The sequence below is a fragment of the Spirosoma endbachense genome (genome assembly GCF_010233585.1).
GTDB classification, from domain to species: Bacteria; Bacteroidota; Bacteroidia; order Cytophagales; family Spirosomataceae; genus Spirosoma; species Spirosoma endbachense.
In genome coordinates, this window is record NZ_CP045997.1 from 5,168,141 (window position 1) to 5,184,813 (window position 16,673).

At 45.9% G+C, this 16,673-nt stretch carries 15 protein-coding genes; 13 read left to right on the forward strand and 2 right to left on the reverse strand.

From position 1 onward, the window contains the following. Nucleotides 1-142 precede the first annotated feature (142 nt). The 12 genes from GJR95_RS20825 (at nucleotide 143) to GJR95_RS20880 (ending at nucleotide 13,343) form a co-directional block, all read left to right on the forward strand. Nucleotides 143-1,450, forward strand: a complete 1,308-nt coding sequence (locus GJR95_RS20825) for a site-specific integrase (RefSeq protein ID WP_162387693.1) — start codon at nucleotides 143-145, stop codon at nucleotides 1,448-1,450. A gap of 102 nt (nucleotides 1,451-1,552) precedes the next feature. Further along, nucleotides 1,553-2,431: a hypothetical protein gene (locus GJR95_RS20830; RefSeq protein WP_162387694.1), complete on the forward strand. Its 879-nt coding sequence runs from the start codon at nucleotides 1,553-1,555 to the stop codon at nucleotides 2,429-2,431. 91 nt (nucleotides 2,432-2,522) lie between these two features. Beyond that, the gene (locus GJR95_RS20835; protein ID WP_162387695.1) at nucleotides 2,523-2,834 is read left to right on the forward strand and encodes a helix-turn-helix domain-containing protein; all 312 of its coding nucleotides are present in this window, start codon (nucleotides 2,523-2,525) and stop codon (nucleotides 2,832-2,834) included. Nucleotides 2,835-2,935: 101 nt separating this feature from the next. Continuing rightward, nucleotides 2,936-3,733 carry a DUF4373 domain-containing protein gene (locus GJR95_RS20840; protein WP_162387696.1) on the forward strand — a complete coding sequence of 266 codons (798 nt, stop codon included), beginning with the start codon at nucleotides 2,936-2,938 and terminating at the stop codon, nucleotides 3,731-3,733. After that, a complete protein-coding gene (locus GJR95_RS20845; protein WP_162387697.1) occupies nucleotides 3,730-5,094 on the forward strand; it encodes a replicative DNA helicase in 1,365 nt (454 codons plus the stop codon). The genes GJR95_RS20840 and GJR95_RS20845 overlap by 4 nt, the downstream gene beginning before the upstream one ends. Nucleotides 5,095-5,443: 349 nt before the next feature. Beyond that, the gene (locus GJR95_RS20850) at nucleotides 5,444-5,803 is read left to right on the forward strand and encodes a hypothetical protein (protein WP_162387698.1); all 360 of its coding nucleotides are present in this window, start codon (nucleotides 5,444-5,446) and stop codon (nucleotides 5,801-5,803) included. A gap of 34 nt (nucleotides 5,804-5,837) precedes the next feature. Next, a complete protein-coding gene (locus GJR95_RS20855; RefSeq protein ID WP_162387699.1) occupies nucleotides 5,838-6,080 on the forward strand; it encodes a hypothetical protein in 243 nt (80 codons plus the stop codon). Between the two features lie 71 nt (nucleotides 6,081-6,151). Continuing rightward, the gene (locus GJR95_RS20860; protein ID WP_162387700.1) at nucleotides 6,152-6,712 is read left to right on the forward strand and encodes a hypothetical protein; all 561 of its coding nucleotides are present in this window, start codon (nucleotides 6,152-6,154) and stop codon (nucleotides 6,710-6,712) included. Between the two features lie 252 nt (nucleotides 6,713-6,964). Then, entirely contained in the window at nucleotides 6,965-8,275 is a 1,311-nt protein-coding gene (locus tag GJR95_RS20865; RefSeq protein WP_162387701.1) for a tyrosine-type recombinase/integrase, read from the forward strand. A gap of 164 nt (nucleotides 8,276-8,439) precedes the next feature. Continuing rightward, a complete protein-coding gene (locus tag GJR95_RS20870) occupies nucleotides 8,440-12,219 on the forward strand; it encodes a tape measure protein (RefSeq protein WP_162387702.1) in 3,780 nt (1,259 codons plus the stop codon). 10 nt (nucleotides 12,220-12,229) lie between these two features. Next, complete coding sequence (locus tag GJR95_RS20875; RefSeq protein ID WP_162387703.1) at nucleotides 12,230-13,015, forward strand: hypothetical protein; 786 nt, start codon at nucleotides 12,230-12,232, stop codon at nucleotides 13,013-13,015. 19 nt (nucleotides 13,016-13,034) lie between these two features. Beyond that, complete coding sequence (locus GJR95_RS20880; RefSeq protein ID WP_162387704.1) at nucleotides 13,035-13,343, forward strand: hypothetical protein; 309 nt, start codon at nucleotides 13,035-13,037, stop codon at nucleotides 13,341-13,343. A gap of 204 nt (nucleotides 13,344-13,547) precedes the next feature. Here the strand turns inward: GJR95_RS20880 and GJR95_RS20885 are convergent, their stop codons facing one another. After that, complete coding sequence (locus tag GJR95_RS20885; RefSeq protein WP_162387705.1) at nucleotides 13,548-14,348, reverse strand: hypothetical protein; 801 nt, start codon at nucleotides 14,346-14,348, stop codon at nucleotides 13,548-13,550. Nucleotides 14,349-14,439: 91 nt separating this feature from the next. Beyond that, nucleotides 14,440-15,114, reverse strand: a complete 675-nt coding sequence (locus GJR95_RS20890; protein WP_198424727.1) for a hypothetical protein — start codon at nucleotides 15,112-15,114, stop codon at nucleotides 14,440-14,442. Between the two features lie 547 nt (nucleotides 15,115-15,661). Here GJR95_RS20890 and GJR95_RS20895 point away from each other — a divergent pair. Beyond that, nucleotides 15,662-16,636, forward strand: a complete 975-nt coding sequence (locus GJR95_RS20895) for a hypothetical protein (protein WP_162387707.1) — start codon at nucleotides 15,662-15,664, stop codon at nucleotides 16,634-16,636. The last annotated feature ends 37 nt before the right edge of the window (nucleotides 16,637-16,673 follow it).

A 16,673-nucleotide genomic window follows, 5' to 3' on the forward strand; every position in this document is an offset into this window, starting at 1 on the left:
GCTCTATATCAACTGGTTAGCCTATTTTTATGTGCTGTACTTTACTAAAACTAATTCGGTTTAATAAAGTAAATCCGTCACCTATTCCGTCACCTGATTCGTTTTTTATTCTATCTTTGGTTTGACCAAGCCAAACCAACCAATGAAAACGATTACGGACAAAACCGTCAAGTTCCTGCTGAAGGATACGGCCGCTAGTCGAGCAACTCTAATATACCTGGTTTTTCGGTATGAGAATAAACGATTCGTTACCTCAACGGGGCAAACGATCGGACCTGCTCAATGGGATGCTGAACGGCAACGAGCCAGTACAGATCCTAAACTTATCCGAAATAAACGGGGACGGGAGGCCAATGAAACGATAAACGCTCATCTGGAACGACATCGTTCAGCCTTGTTGAAGGTTCTCAATTCACTCCACCTGGCACAAATCCCGTTCAGCAACGAAACCATAAAGCAACATCTGGACAATGCCTTAGGTCGCACTAAAAAGACTGTGGTGGCTCAAGCCAAACCAACTACTTTTCTGGCGTACATTGATCAGTTTATTTTGGATGCCCATAGCGGAAAACGACTTAGTAGTAAATCCCATCGGTATGCAGCGGTTACCATAAAAGGATTTTCCAGACTCAAGAGTGCTCTGGAGCGCTATCATCAGGAAACGGGTCGGGGTATTAGCTACGACAATTTTACTATCGATTTCTATCATGAGTTCAAATCCTGGCTGACGGATCGCGGTCTGACGTTGAACTATGTCGGGGCTCTTCTGAAAGATTTTAAGCTACTCCTTAAGCTTTCTTATAACGAAGGGCTTCATGCCAATACATTTTTTCAGCATAGTGACTTTAAACGGCTAGCGGAGGAGGTGGATAATATATACCTATCGAGTGAAGAACTAACTCAGCTTAGTCAACTTGATTTGAGCCATAACGCCAGACTTAGCCGTATTCGAGATCTGTTTTTAATCGGCTGCTATACTGGCCTTCGCTTTTCCGACTTTTCCGAGCTACGGCCGGAGAATATTACTCATAACGGTCAAATCTTGACGCGTAAGACGCTCAAAACAGGAGGAAGGGTTTCAATACCACTAAACCCTACTATTCTCGCTATCCTTAAAAAATACGATGGAGTGCCACCGCGCACGATCACCAACCAGCGGATGAATACGTATCTGAAAGAATTATGTCGACTGGCTGGCTTTACAGAACGAGTTGAGGTTGGGCGTACAAAAGGTGGTTTCCGACAAATGCGAGTAATGGAAAAATGGGAACTGATCACCACGCATACTGCCCGGCGATCCTTTGCTACAAATGCATTTCTGGCGGGAGTACCTACCGTTTCGATTATGAAAATTACTGGCCATAAATCAGAGTCGATATTCATGAGATACATTAAGATTTCATCGGAGCAGAATGCGTTATTGATGCTTGGACATGAGCATTTTAAGTGAAATTGAATACTGTTTCCCAGTAGCAATTTATTCCTAATCAGTAAAAAGAAGAACTTCAAATTGAAAGAGTTAAACTTTATTTAAAAAAAGATTATTTTAAAGATGTCTAGAAACCAAAAATTGCCATTGAAATTTGAGATCTATGATAGGTTAGTATATCATTATAAGTCTTGGTATATAGCATCATCAGAAGCAGCTGAAATAAGCAAAGACTATTCTGAAAGAGGTAGAATGAATTTCCCCATAAAATGGCATCATATATTTGAGGATCTTAAAAACATTCAAGGTGAGATGAGTTACATACTACGAAGTGAGTTAAAAGAAGAAATAGAAGAAAACCTGTTATTTATTTTGGATGAGAATAGCGGTGTTTTCTACTTAAATAAATGGGTAAAGTTTATTAATCAGTTCAGCTACTTCAGCAACGGTATATTTTTGGGAAATTTAAAATTAATTGAAGTTCTAGCTGGCACGTTATATGATGAAGAGGTAATAAATAGCTATATAGAAATTCTTTTAGATATTGATCTGCAGTTTCGTAGAGTTAAAAATTCAATAATTGAATTGTTAAGGCAATCAGTTTGGTATAAAAAATACCCTGATTTGATAAACGTTAATGAATATCCTTATGGAATACCAGATTATAACAGAAAAAAATATCCATTATTAGATACGTCATCTTCAAAACTTACAAATGAAGAAGAAGCGAACCGTTTAAATAAGCTAACCTGGAGTTGTAAACCCGCCGTAGCTGGTTATATAATTTCTGAACTTATTAGAGCTGGTTATATTGAACCGCCTATAAAGAACGGCGAACTAAGTTTAAATAAACTAGCCAATATTTGCTCCCAGCTATTTGATGTGTCTGGTTATTCACCCTCTCGGGATAGTTGGCGTAATGTAGTTGATCCAGAGAGAAATGCGTTACCTGACTCCAAGCGTGCCAAACTAAATCTTCCGGACCTTGATCAATTGACTTAATCTTAATCAGACTACTGTCATGACAGTAGTCTGATAGTTGTTGCCTCTCTATATAATCCACTTTTGTACCGGACATAAATGCAATTAAATCATGTACGGTACAGTCACCCAAATTCAAGTTACTCCCGATCAGTTGACCGAACTGGTTCGCATTGCCGTTCGCTCTGAATTGGCAAATTACACACCACCCCAACCCGAGGGGGTTGCTCTTCCTGAACTGATGACACGTCGGCAGACCGCTGATACGTTACAGGTTTCCTTAACGACGCTCCACGACTGGGCAAAAGATACGGACGATCGATCTGCGATTCTGGTACCTCTAAAAATCAACGGTCGTGTCCGCTATCGCCGTTCTGATGTTTTGGCCGCCTTGAAAGAGAAACGTAGCTTCAAGGTTGGCTAGGGCAAACCAATCTATACTTGCCAATAAAATTTAAAACTCCAATTGTGGCTATTCTCACGTGCTTTGGCCTAGGCTAAAAAGTAAGGAAACTGCTCATTTATATGGCCCGACCTTCTCGCAACAACGCTGATTACTTTACTCATAATGCTGATTTGCGCAATGACCGGCGCATTAAAGCGATTCGATCCCGTTTTGGTCCGGCAGGTTATGGCTTGACATTAATGCTTCTAGAAGTCCTAACTGATGCTGACTATACGCAGCTTAATACGGAAGAGTTGGAGATGGAATTACTGGCCGGTGATTTTGGAGTTTCTGTCACAGAAATCTACAGTTTGCTACAGCTTGCCGAAAAAATTGGGTTTTTCAGTCGGAATGAGCAGGGATTTTTAATTTGCCCAGACCTAAACAAGGCATTAGAGAACGTCTTTGAGAAGCGAAACCGGGCTCGAATCGTTGCTCAAACGGCTAAAGAAAGTATTTCTGTCGCAGAAACGCTGGTTTCTGTCACAGAAATACCACAGAGTAAAGTAAAGAAAAGTAAAGTAAAAGATACTAACGTATCTAATATGCCGATAACGGCTGAGTTTGATCGATTTTGGGACCATTATGGCAAAAGAACCGGTAGTAAATCGGCTACCCTCAAAGAGTGGAACAAGCTTCTGGCGCTGGAGCAGCAGGCAGCCTACGATGCGATTGATCGCTACAAAGTTTATCAACCTGATCCTCAATTTCGCAAAGACCCTGAGCGCTACCTGAAACATCGCGTATGGGAAAGCGAATTTACAATTCCTCTTGCACCCGGCGTGGCCACTCAGCCTCCGTTCAATCCGTTGACAACTACCAATCGCCCTCAACCCACCCAGGCGCCTAAAGGCCTGGCAGCCTTAAATCAAGCATGAAACCAGTACCAAACACATTATTCGATGTCGATTTAGAAGCGGGCATATTAGGCTCAATCTTGACTGAACCGGCCCTGATAGCATCTGCTCGCCGTTATCTGAAAGATCAATCACTGTTTTACCGGGATAGCCATCAACAGGTTTACCAGGCGATGCTTGAACTACACGCAGCGGGCAACTTACCGGAAGCGCTCGATGTGGCTCGCCGTTTACGAAACAACGAATCCAGACTTACTCAAATTGACCTTCTTGATTTAACCAGGGAGGCCACTTTAGTCAACTTTGAATCACGCTGTTTACAACTTTATGATCTGTTTCACCGGCGCAATGTGCAGGCTGTTGCCTTAGAGCTCATTCGTGATCTGGAAACGTTGTCAACGGACGCATTGCAAGCAGGACATCACTTCCGGCAACATCTGGACCGCATGGAAAGTGGGTTGCCCGATCGCCGGGCCAAAGTGCTGACCGATGTGGCCCGATCGGTCCTGGAGGAAATGAATCAGCAAGGCCGTCATTTGATTCGAACGGGGATCAAACCATTCGATGAGGCTTTGGGAGGCTATGAGCCGGGCTGTCTGTACGTGCCGGCCGGCCGACCATCAATGGGCAAATCCGCTTACCTCTGTCAGCAGATTGATGGTATTGCCGTTCAACAAAAAATACCAATAGGTTTGCTCTTGCTGGAAGGTACCGATACGGCGATCATGCGCCGACTCATTACCCGTTACTGCGGTTATAGTGTTGAAGATATCCGGCAAGGTCGGGCCGATGCCAGTCTGGTAAGTCAGGCACTGGATATAGTTGGGCAGGCTCCTCTGCAAATCGATGATTCGCCCTGCACGTTAGACCGGCTAGAGTCACGCATTACCCGGCTAGTGTTAAATGGTGCTCAAATCATTTTCGTCGACTATATGCAACGTATTCGCGATTATCGCCCGCGAGCAACAGCTATGGAGACTATCACGGCCATTTCGGGTACGCTTAAGGATCTGGCCAAGCAATTACAGGTACCCATCATCGCCTTATCGCAATTGTCGCGCGAACCTGATAAGCGTAGTAGCTGGGAAAAGCGTCCAATTATGAGTGATCTGCGGGGCTCGGGTGATCTTGAGCAGGATGCCGATGCGATCTTTTTTCTGTTTCGGCCGGAATATTATAACCTAAGTCAATACCCCGATGGCATATCGACCGCTAATCTAACCGAGGTGCATATTGCCAAGAGCCGGGATGGGGCTATTCATACGGGTGATGATGCTGTTGTTTTGTATCACCGGCTAAAATATAGCGCTTATTACAGTAGCAAGGGTGAATTTGACAACGGAGAGCCCCAGCATGTTAAGATGGCTCCTGTAAATTTTTAATAGTAAGCCAAGTCAGCTCGTATGCGTCTTGAATTCAATGAATATTGCCAGCGCTTTCAATTGCTACCCAGAGGAATAATCTTTCAAAAGAATGTTGGCTTTGCTCTCATTGATTCGGCTGGCAGCGAGCCGCTGATACGCGGGTTTATTCAAGCTGTTGAATCAGTTCCTTTTATTAAACCCCTCCGATTAATACAAGTCAGAGCGCTCTATATTCTATTCCGGGCCAGCTTTGAGCGTGACGGCCCCCTTATAGCTGTTCAGAGCCTGGCTAATGTACTGAGGCTTTTGGCATGAGTGCTTCCATACTACTAAATCCACCGTTTTGTATTGACAAAAACACGTATTGATGAAATCTATTAGTCAACTCCAGCAACTACTCCAGCTGGATGTACCCTTTGCTGTTTTGTTCACCAACTCCTACTTGGGTAGCGATTCGTTTGTGATTGCGCTGGCCAGCGATTGCCGACGGCATAGGTTGAACTGGGAGGAATCCTATTCGCGATCCCAACTGAAAGAAAGCGCCCTGTCGTCCGCCGATTTCGAAACGTTTGCCGAGTTACGCAAAGTGGGGCTGCTGCAACGGTATCCGTTGGGAACTGACGGTATGGCCTATGAGCTCAACGAGCGACCCTTTCGGCCCTACTATCAGCAGGCAGCAGCCCGGCGGTTTTTGGACGAGGCTGTAGTAATTTCTCAAACTATTTAAGACGCGTAACAATACCAACTAAATGATCATACCTATGAAGCCTCGTCGAAAGAAAATTGATATTGACTTGCTCAAAAAACAGTCGGAGCAATCTCGCAACGGACAACCCCTGACGCCAGGTAATGGCTTTCCTCAAACTACCCGTTCGTATGGAAATTATGATGTGACGGTTCAATCAGTCGGAAAACGAGTAACTGGCAAAGGCACGACCGTCCGCCTAGTGGATGAGAACGGACGGGGGATTCAGCTCCGGATTAAACGGCGGCGGGGAACCTGAAAGCGGCACGTTCTGACTGTGTTCCATCCAAACTTCCTTAAAGTTTTAGGCTGGTCTGAAAAATTAACATTATGCATAAACCCATTGAAGAGCGGCTTATGATTAGCCTACCTGATTTGAAACGACGAGGTTTCTTTGCCCGAAATCGATCGGGATCGATTATCTGGCTATTAGGCGACAATGTATTAGCCAGTATCTGGGTTCGTGTTAACTATGATGAGGAAAACCTGCCAGAAGGCGGCACACTGCGCGTTCACTATACTCAGAACGGCCAGTTCGTGGAAGAACAAGTTGACTTAGTACATATAGCCAGTAATCTGGGCCGGGGTGGGGGTATCTGGTATTTCGTCTGCCCTCAGACCCATCGGCGCTGCCGAATCCTGATTAAGGGTCGGTATGGCTTCGTATCCCGTCATGACGAAGGGGGGATGCGTTACCAGGCGCAGCTACGGTCTCACAGCCAGCGGGCCTTTTATACGGGCTTGCGGATACTCAAACAAAAAGCGCGTGCTATTGAGGCGGTAGAATGGTTCAGCAACCCCCATTGCAAACGAAGCTATGGGGGTAAACTAACTCGGCCCATGCATCGGTATCTAAAGCTCAGGCGGACCACTCAGCAACTAAATGACTAACTACTTCAGCGGGTTGCCGACTAGTCGTCTAGATCGATGGTTACTTAAAATGAATGCATTAGGTTAAATATACTCCAGCATCGTTTTTATAAGAAATCGAAGATGCAGGCTGATAGAACTGCGTTTATGAAGGCTTTAGTAGTTGACGTCAAAGCAGTAGCAAGTAATGAGTATGTTAGCCTATTGTTAGATTGATATAAGTTGATTGGGGCCCGTTGCTGAAAATTCGTACTTATCGAAAAGGCTAGCTGTATGGGAAAAGTAACACTTAAAGTCGTCCAGAAATATGAATCTCGTATTGACGGGAAGAAAAATATCCGCCTGCGTATAACGGCCAATCGAGTGAGCCGATATATTGCTACGTTTATTAATGTAGCTCCTTCGTACTTTAACCCGAAGGGAAAACGGGAGTCATCGAACTGGATACGATTGAATCACCCCAATCATGAATTATTTAATAATTCTTTACGGAAGCTCTATGACCGAGCACTGGCAGTCATTGATAAATTTGGCATCTTCGCTACTGCCGATGATGTCAAAGCAAAGTTAGAAAAGCGGGAAGATGAGGTGATTGAAGAAGATGCAGAACAGAGTTTAACGGCTTTTTTGCAGTATGCCCATACCTACTTAACGCGCCGGGGCGAGTCGGCAACGACGGAGACTTATGCAAACGCCACAAAAGCGTTTGCCCGCTTTCTAGTGAGTCGCCGGAAGCTTGATGTCGAATTCGCTGATTTAACCGTGTCTTTTGTCAAGGAGTGGCGCAGCTGGGTGCTCAACCATTATAAGACCAATACTGCCTGGCTTTATCATTCGCGGCTAAAATCGTTGTACTTCCAGGCCCTGGAGGATGTCGAGGGGCTGACCAGTTTGCCGACTGTAGTAAGCGATCCCTTTCGCCGGGTCAAGATTCCCAAACAGCGCACCCAAAAGGTCCGGCTCTATGAGGACGAGATCGAGCGGCTGGCACAGCTTGATCTCACGTGGGGCAGTCCCATGCGCCGGGCTCGGGATATCTGTTTGATGATGTACTACGCCCATGGTATGCGGGTGGGTGATGCGCTCAGGCTGCGCTGCCAGAACTACGTAATTATCGAAACCGGAGGGGAAAGCGAGCACCGGCTAATTTACATAATGAGTAAAACCAAAAAGCCCAAAAACGTACTCCTGCCGCAGCAGTGTATAGACCTATTGGCACCTTATCGGACTCAGGCTGTATACCCTACCGATACGCTATTCCCGTACCTGAAAAAACTTATCGATGCAGGCTATAGTCCCTATCAGTTACGCAATAAGATAAAGTCTAAAATCGTCCTGATTCGGGACAATCTGCATAAAATGGCAGAACTAACTGGTATTGACAAATCGATCAGCACGCACATGTTCCGCCACAGCTTTGCTGACTTAGCTAGACGTAGTAATTTGGACGTGATGCAGATAAAAAAAGCAATGGGTCATGAACAACTAAATACCACCCAGATCTATATGGAAGATTTAGAGGAGTCAGCGGTAGATTCGATTAAAGACATCTTCAGGACCAAATCAAACGTACGGCCACATTAGTTAGAGGCTGCCTATTTTTTAGCGTATAAAGGGCCAATGTAGTCGAGAAAGTCGGCTATTTGATTTTGTACTTTTAGGGTATACTAGCCATTCACTTTTTTATTAACTTTACTTCTGACACATCGGGCTGACTGCACTCACTAAATCACTAGTGCAATCCCGTTATGCCAGGACAAATTCGCCCCGAAGATGTATTTGATTTTGAAGGCTACTTCAAACGATTAGCTGAGTTAGAAGTAGCTGCCGACGGATGGGCTCAAAGCACAACAGCCTCTGTCAATCGTATTAAAGCCTCCTTTGATTCAGCCCTAAAAGACCTTTTACCACTTAAGGAAGGCTTAAAAGGCCTTAGCGTCACCAAAGACGGGGCTGACAAACAAATCACCGACTATATCGCCAAAATCGGGCAGGTCGGCCCGAGAGTAGCAATAGCTCGAGAGTCCCTAAGCACGCTCACCGAGGCTCAAAGGCTCAACGGACAGCTCGTTGCCGATTTAACGGCGAAACTCGGCTCTTTACATCAACGATACCAGGCACTTGACCCTACCCAAAAAAACCACGAAAAGCAGCAAAAGGCTATTCTGCGCGAAGTCAAGTCTGTAAGTCAGGCCATCGACGCACAAAGTAAGAGCTTAAAAGTGGGTAAGGCTGCTTTCGATGCGGCAGAGGGATCGTATCAACACCTTTCTAAGCAAACGGCCGAACTCAAGAATCAGCTTCGGCAAATGCCCGATGCCTTAGACTTGGTTACGGGAAAGATCAATCAGCACAACAAGGCCGCGGTTGATATGCTGGCTCGTATCCAGGCTAACGACAAGGCTCTCAAGGCAGCTGATAGCTCGATGGGAAACTACGGCCGTAATGTTGGCAATTATGGGAATGCCATTTCTGGAATGGGCAAAAGCCTGCTTCAAAATGTTGGCGGGCTAATTGGCATTTCATCTGCATTTGAAGCCATCACAGCGACCATTCAGGTAACGGCTGACATGGAACGGCTCGATGCCGGACTAAAAGCCGTTAGCCGCGATACGGATGATTTTAACCGATCACAGCAATTTTTACTTGAAACATCAGATGAACTAGGCCTGCGGTATGACTCGCTGGTTAAGTCGTACAAGCTCTTAAAAGCAGCTACGAAAGATTCCTCTCTGGAAGGGGACGAAACTGAGCATATTTTCCACGCGATGACCGAAGCCGGCGCAAAGCTAAGTTTGACCAATGCTGATGTCGAAGGATCGTTGCTGGCCTTGACCCAGATGCTGTCAAAAGGAAAGGTCACCGCTGAGGAAATGCGCAACCAGTTAGGAGAGAGGGTTCCTGCAGCGATGAAGATTATGGCTCAGGCAACGGGTCTTTCTGAAATCGAGCTGAACAAAATGATGGAGAAAGGCGAGCTATTGGCGGTTGATGTACTGCCCAAGTTCGCGACGGAACTAGACAAAATTTACGGGGGCAACGCTCAGGAAAAGATCAACACCATGTCGGCGGGCTGGAACCGCATGACCAACGAGGCTCAGCAGTTTATTGCCTCCTTCAACGAAAACAAGAAGGTTAGTACTTTTTTTGGAATTATTGAAACGGGAATAGCCAATGTATTCAAGGATTTGAGCACGTTAGTTAAATCCAATGAATGGGGCTTGTTTCTGAACTATCTAACTGGTGGGGCCACCCTTGGCAATGCGGTTGCCGGGGGAATTAGGTCGGCCAACGCGATGGCAGCCCAGAATGAAAAGAAATTTCGTGCCATGCCTGCCGACGATCGCCAGAGACAAGTTAATGCGGCCGACGAAAAGAAGCTGGCTATTCAGAAGCAGCTTGATGCGTTGCTCGACAAATCGCCAACGTCGGAGGTGACAAAACAGGAGCTGGCGTTGCAAAAAGAGTTGAACAAAGCGAAAGCCCACTACAATTATCTGGTTAAAACCAACAATGATCAGGTAACACAGGAAGCCCGGCTAAGTGCCGCCAAGGCCAATGAAAAGGCTCAGGCTGACAAAGCCAGAAAGGAGAAAGAAGATAAAGAAAAAACGGCTGCTCAGAAAAAGGCAGAATTCGCAGCTAACCGCCAACTTTCGGTCGCCCTGGGCGTATCATCATCCGGCACTGACAATAAGCTATCGGCCCTGAACGATCAACGCCAGGATGGGTTAATCGACGAACAATCGTTTCTCGAAAAACGCCTACAGATAACGCTTGATGGCCTGAACGCTCGGCAGGCTTTGCTTGAAAAATATGGCAAAAAAGAGACGGGCGACTATATAAAACTTCAAACCGCTAAAACAAAGGCCGAGCAGGAGTATAATCGATCTCAGTTGCAGTTAGACCTTAAAACTAATCGGTCTGGTGCCGATCAACAGGTCTCCACCCTTGATGTACAACATACCAATGGTACGATGGACGACCTGTCTTATGTTGAGAAGCGCCATAAAATATTGACCGATAGTCTCAATCGGGAAAAGAACATTCTCAAAGAAGCGGGACAGGGAAAGTCTGAATTGTATAAAAAGACCGAAACCGATATCAGTGATGAACAGGCAGACTACCTGCGTCGTCGGTTAAAAGTTGAGGAAAAGGCCTGGAAGGATGAGTTAGCCAAAACCAAGGATGCAGTCAAAGCAGTCGATGCCGAGCTTGGAGTCGATTACGAGAAAAAGCTACAGGAACTTGATAAATACCTAGCCAAAAAAGAGCGTAAGATTAAGCTGGATGTTGCCAATGGTAGAATTAGTCCAGTTGAGGGAGAGGCTAGACTATATGCCACGAAAATGGAGTACCTCCAGGAATCACTACGCATTACCGAAGAGACCTACCAGAAAGATGCTGGGCTTAGTGCGGGCTTGTACGATAGTAAAATCGAGGGCATCAAGAATTATCGCGATTACGCGATGCTTACGGCGGATGAGATTGATGCCGCCAACAAAGCCATTGCCGAATTAGAGAAAAACCGGGACGCTGAGCAGGTTGAACTCAAGAAGAAATTCAATAAAGAGGTTGCCGAAAACGGGATACAGCAAAGTGATCTGGAAACTGATCATGAGCTAAAGAATATTGATAAAGCCCAAAAGAAGCGGGAAGAGTTACTCAAGCTGGGGGGCGACTTTGCCAGTAAACTCGGCGATACCACCTTCTCCATTATATCGGGTAATTACGAAAGAGAATCCCAACAATTAGATGCCCAGCACGACAACGAGTTGCGATTGGCTGGAGACAATGCCGATGCCAAACAGCGTATTGATGAGCAATATCAGAAACGGAAAACGGAGTTAGCGCGTAAGCAGGCCATAACTGATCGGGAACAGGCTTTATTTTCGATAGCCCTAAATACCGCAATGGGGGTAGCTTCGGTGCTCTCCACGGGTGGTGGTACTCATTATGCTGATTTGGGTATATCCGCCGGTATCCTAACGGCTTTTGTTATCGCTACGGGCGCCCTAGAAGCGGCCGCTGTTTTGAGTAAACCTTTACCTGCCTATAAATACGGAAAACTGGCCACGGATCAATACACAGGTCTTGCCCTCGGCGGAGAAGCTGGGGCTGAGCTGCTGGTAGACCGTGATGGCTTTGGCCAGGTCTTCGACAAACCCACTATTTTTCATACAAAGCCGGGCGACACGGTCTACACAGCCACCCAGACGGCGGCTTTATTGAATAGCTGGCCTCAACAGCAAGCTGTCGAGCAGACTTATGGAGAAATTGCCCTAAATCAGCAGTCGACAGAGGCTCTGCAGCAGGGGCAACGCGCCCAGTGGCAACAAGTGGTCCGGGAAGCTGTTTCGACCAATCCAGCTCCACTGACTGCTAGCCAACTTAAGGAAGCCTTCCTGGAAGCCTGGGAAGAGGCACCCCGTCATGAAACCTACATTGATATCGACGGTTTGAAAGAAGGCATTCGGCGGGGAAATCATTACATCGAATACGTTGAAAAACGGCAACGCCTCTTTTAGCCCTTCTTATATGCTTACTTTAACAATCAGTGAAACGCTTACCATACGACTCTACGACTCGATCAAAGAGCTGCCAGCTAATCTTCAGTTGGAAGCTAAGCAGTATGCCATTCTGCAATCGGCGCTGGCTACCACAACCGAAGAGTTAGCGTCCCGTAAAGAGCGAGTGGCCTTACTGCTTCAATTCGATCAACAGGCCGAGTATCAGTTGGAAGCCTACAACTATAACCTCTCGGAGCGATTCCTAGCCGAGGGTTACAACCCGGCGGAACTGGAGTGGGCCTGCTATCTGTATGCCATTAATGGGGAGCCGGTCCAGGATCATTCCGAGGATGCGCTGCGCGACTACATAAAATTAATTAAAGAGCAGGGTTTTACGGGAGAACAAATCCAGGAGTCGCTGGGAGCGATCAATGAGCAGATGCTGGCCGAAACCAAACGCTACTATCCCAAACGAGTGGGAAAGGGAAAATTCAATAACCTGGTCCGCTACCGGGACTACGCTCTAGCGCTCCTGGAGCAATTCGAGCACGGTACCGAGGAAAGCAGGGCGGCTTTTGACCGGACTATGCTGGGTTTACTAGCTATGCAAAAGCCCATTAATTTGAAGGATAGCCCTGAAAACGGACTGGTGGCTTTAGAGAAATCGCAATTCAAGCTCTACACCACCCTGATCGAGTGCGGTTGCGCTGAACCCGAAAAGCTGACGGTGTTTCAGTTTTACGGCTGGATTGAGGTATTGGAAGAGCGGAGTGAGCAACAACTGAGTCGACTCAACCCGCCAGTTAAGAAATAAACCACGTAAATTTTATACCATGATTACTCAGGAACAGTACCGGACCATTGTTGATTTTCGTGAGGCTGAGCAAACCCGCTATGACCGCCAGGTGTATCTTGAGGGCGTCAAAGCCATTGAGCTCGCCCTGCGTCATATCCTTTTCAAAGAGGTTGTCTATCGGGAGGATTTTTTTCAGTTGGAGGAGACCCTGCCGGGCACGACGGCCAGCTGTGCTAAGGCATTAGGTTACTCCGAAATTGAATTTAGCCAGCAACTGGCCCAGGGTATGGTACTGGATGCGCGGCTGAAGAAGGGTCTGGAGGCTATGCTAGCGGTTTTAGTGTAGTGTATGTAGCCTGTAATCAACAAAGCCCGGCACAAACTGGGCTTTGTTGATTACGAGAGGAGTTCGGGTCCCACCAGACCCGGTCTGGTGGGACCCGAAATGGTTTTGGGGAGTGGAAGGCGATCACTGCACTTTCTCTGAGGCAATAGCTATTTGGCAGGCCAGTATTCAAGTGAAAGACTAATATTGTGAACGAAAGTAGTTCTAGGGGATGGTTTGAGAGTCGTATTCTCGGTTCAATCGCTCCAACTGGATGCGCTTAAATACTTTTGAAAGGCGGCCCATTAACTCCTTGACGTGTAACATATCGGCGTATAATTCATTCTTGGGTATCGTAATTCCGTATCGGAACGCCGTTCCTTTAGGATCGGAATCGTCAAAGGCTTTGACCACATTTTCAAACCATTCAGGAAGAACTGCATCGAACTCGGCCTTTACCTTTATTCTTAGCTTTTGTAGTAACTCCTGCAGATTATGGCTTTTTTCTTCGCCTGTTACGGCTTTGATGTATAATTCTGTTGCATGGCGGTAGTTATAAATCGCCGGTTGAAACAATTGGCGTTCTTCGTAATTTTCGTGAGCTATTTCTATAAGTTTGTCACCTGCCAGTTTAAATGAGTCAGCAGTAGTGAGGGTATCTCGCAGGTGATATTCGCCACCAAAAACGACACCCCGCCACGTTTCATCGATACCTTCCGGCATATCTCGAAATAATGGTGTGATTTGAGTAATAAAATCATCAATTCTCGGATCTTCAAAATGGCTGTTGGAGTTGAGTCCATATCTGATAGCCTCGATATCCGGTTCATCTTCCCAGTAAAATAAAACATGGGCAAATACCCGCAGATCCTCTATTGAGAATTGACGGGCTTTCCCCTTCCCTGGGTTAGCTTCTGAACTTAAATAGCCAGCAAAAACATAAGCCCAGGTTTTCAATGTATCTCTGTCGACACCAAAAAAACGGGCGGTTTCAGAAACCCCATATTTCATTGAATAGTTAATCATGCTTATTGCCAACGATCCGACTAAGAGCGGCAGGAATGAAATTTGCTAATTGGAAAGCCGAACAACTCAACTAAAAAAGAAAGAAGTCGAATTAGTCATCAGACTTACTGCTTGTTATCGGTGTCCTATAGGGCACCGTCGTTTGTGGAGGCTGCCTGTACTCCTGTGTGGACTTAGTTTTGTATGAAGTTTCAGCTTGAGTAGATGGATGATCAACGATATATTCGTCTATTGTAATTCTGTAATTGTCGAAATCACTATCACTTGATTGCAGTAACTGGGTATAATTAGCTAAGAAGCGTTTTGATAGTTCAGGATCATTTGTTAAATCGTCCTTTACCTTATTGAGTGAGGCTATAAAAAGAGATGTAAGTTTGGAGACATTTAAAACAGGCAGTCCCTCTTCGTTTTTAAACATCAGTGCATCTCGTTCTACTGACTTAGAAATGCCAATGTATTTCGGCAGAAAAAGGTGAGCAACCCCATGCCTGACTAACGCGTGAATCGCTCCCTTAATTTTTTTGTGTTCAGCTAAATAATGTTTGAAGTAATAAGCCCAGGCAGCATCTTCATTGGCTATTTTGGCTGCACTTTTAGATAATAATTTCCCCAATAGTTCGAGAGTCGATGCCACGGCCATAAACTGTTCTACTGCACATAGGCCGTACTTCTCATCGCCAATGTCAATGGCCTCTAATTGCTTAATATCGTGGCGAAAATAGCCATCAATAATCTGACTCCAAAAGCCCTCTAACTCAGTATTCATATAATTGTTTTTATACGCCAAAGGCATGTTTGCGGTATTTGCGTGGTGGTTCGAGTTGACAAAATGAAAAGTTGATATAGCGTTTTTAATAAAATCTCAGTTAAAAATCGCTTCCTTAACAACCACACCCTTGACCGACTGTCCAGTGACAAGAGCCATAACACTGAGGTTTGTTATATTTTGAGCAGCCACATTTAGACCCGCTTGATGAGGAGGGAGTGGGATCACCGCCGCCCCCACTACAACTTAACAGGGCTACCAGCCCAAAGCACAGTAAAAATCCTTTCATGCTAATTCGTTTTTAACTGATCTTAGGTATTTATAGGGGATGGCTGAAAAAGGTGAATAAAGTAGTTGCAATTATTTCAGGCTCAACTCCACAAATGCCTATAAGCGTCTACGTTTTCGCAGTTGAAGATAAACTATCACAAACTATCTTCTGCTGAGAGTTAACCAATTGTCTCCAATCCGATAGAAATAGTCCCCAATCCGAAAGCGTAGAAAATAACATTAACCAACCTTTGAGAATAATTCTTATCCTTTTTTTATGGGTCGTCTTATCTCTCTATTTACCGATTACAGCCAACTCGAAAACCGCGTTACCAACTACTGTGGTTTACTGCTTAAACTGCTTTATGAAGATAGCCCACGCCGCTTCAGCGATTTGCTCGATAAGCTAACTGAGGGTACGGGTAACCTCATCATCGGCCCTGTCTTTGAGCAGCAGCAGCGGCAGCAAAAAAGTGTTCCGGATCTGGTTATTTCTCAGCAAGCCTTCACCATTGCTGTCGAGACCAAACTGAACGACTGGTTTTATGATGAGCAGTTAGTCAACCATCTACAGGGCTTACGTACCCATAGTGGAACGTTGATTCTGTTTTTACTAAGCAACTTTGAGAGCGACCCGCGCGACAAGTTCCAGATTCAGATCAACCAGGCTAAACAGAAAAACATTTTGCTTATTCCGCTTAGCTATGAGCATCTGTTGGAAGCTCTGGAAAAGGTATGTATCACTGATTACCTAAGAGGGCTGATCGATGACTTTCGGGAGTTCATCGATTCAAAAGGACTACTGCCCCGCTGGAAGTATTTGCTCGATGTGGTCAACTGCGCCGGTACTCTGCACGAGATTGAGGCCGGCGTCTACCTCTGCCCCGATACGGGCGGAGCGTATCGGCATAAACGAGCACGCTATTTTGGACCCTACGCCAACAAAGCCGTTCGGCAGATTTTTGAAGTCGATGCGGTAGCCACGGTAAGCACGGGCCTGGAGGAGGTAAGCTTCAAGTGGATCAACCGACCTGAAGCCGACAAAGAAGCCTTAACGACCAAAGCCCGTGAGTATGTCGCTCAATTCCGACTCGATGATAATCGGCATACCCCTATTCAGGTGTTTGTGCTAGGGAAAAGGCAGAAACGGATTTCAAAAAAGACACGCCTAAGGGTATGTTATCTTCCAAGTTGTACTTCTGGGATGCTGCTGCTGGCTCCTCCAATGAAGCCGAGCTGGCGGCCCATTTAAACGGTAAAAGCTGGAGTCAGATGAAAGGGGGGGGATT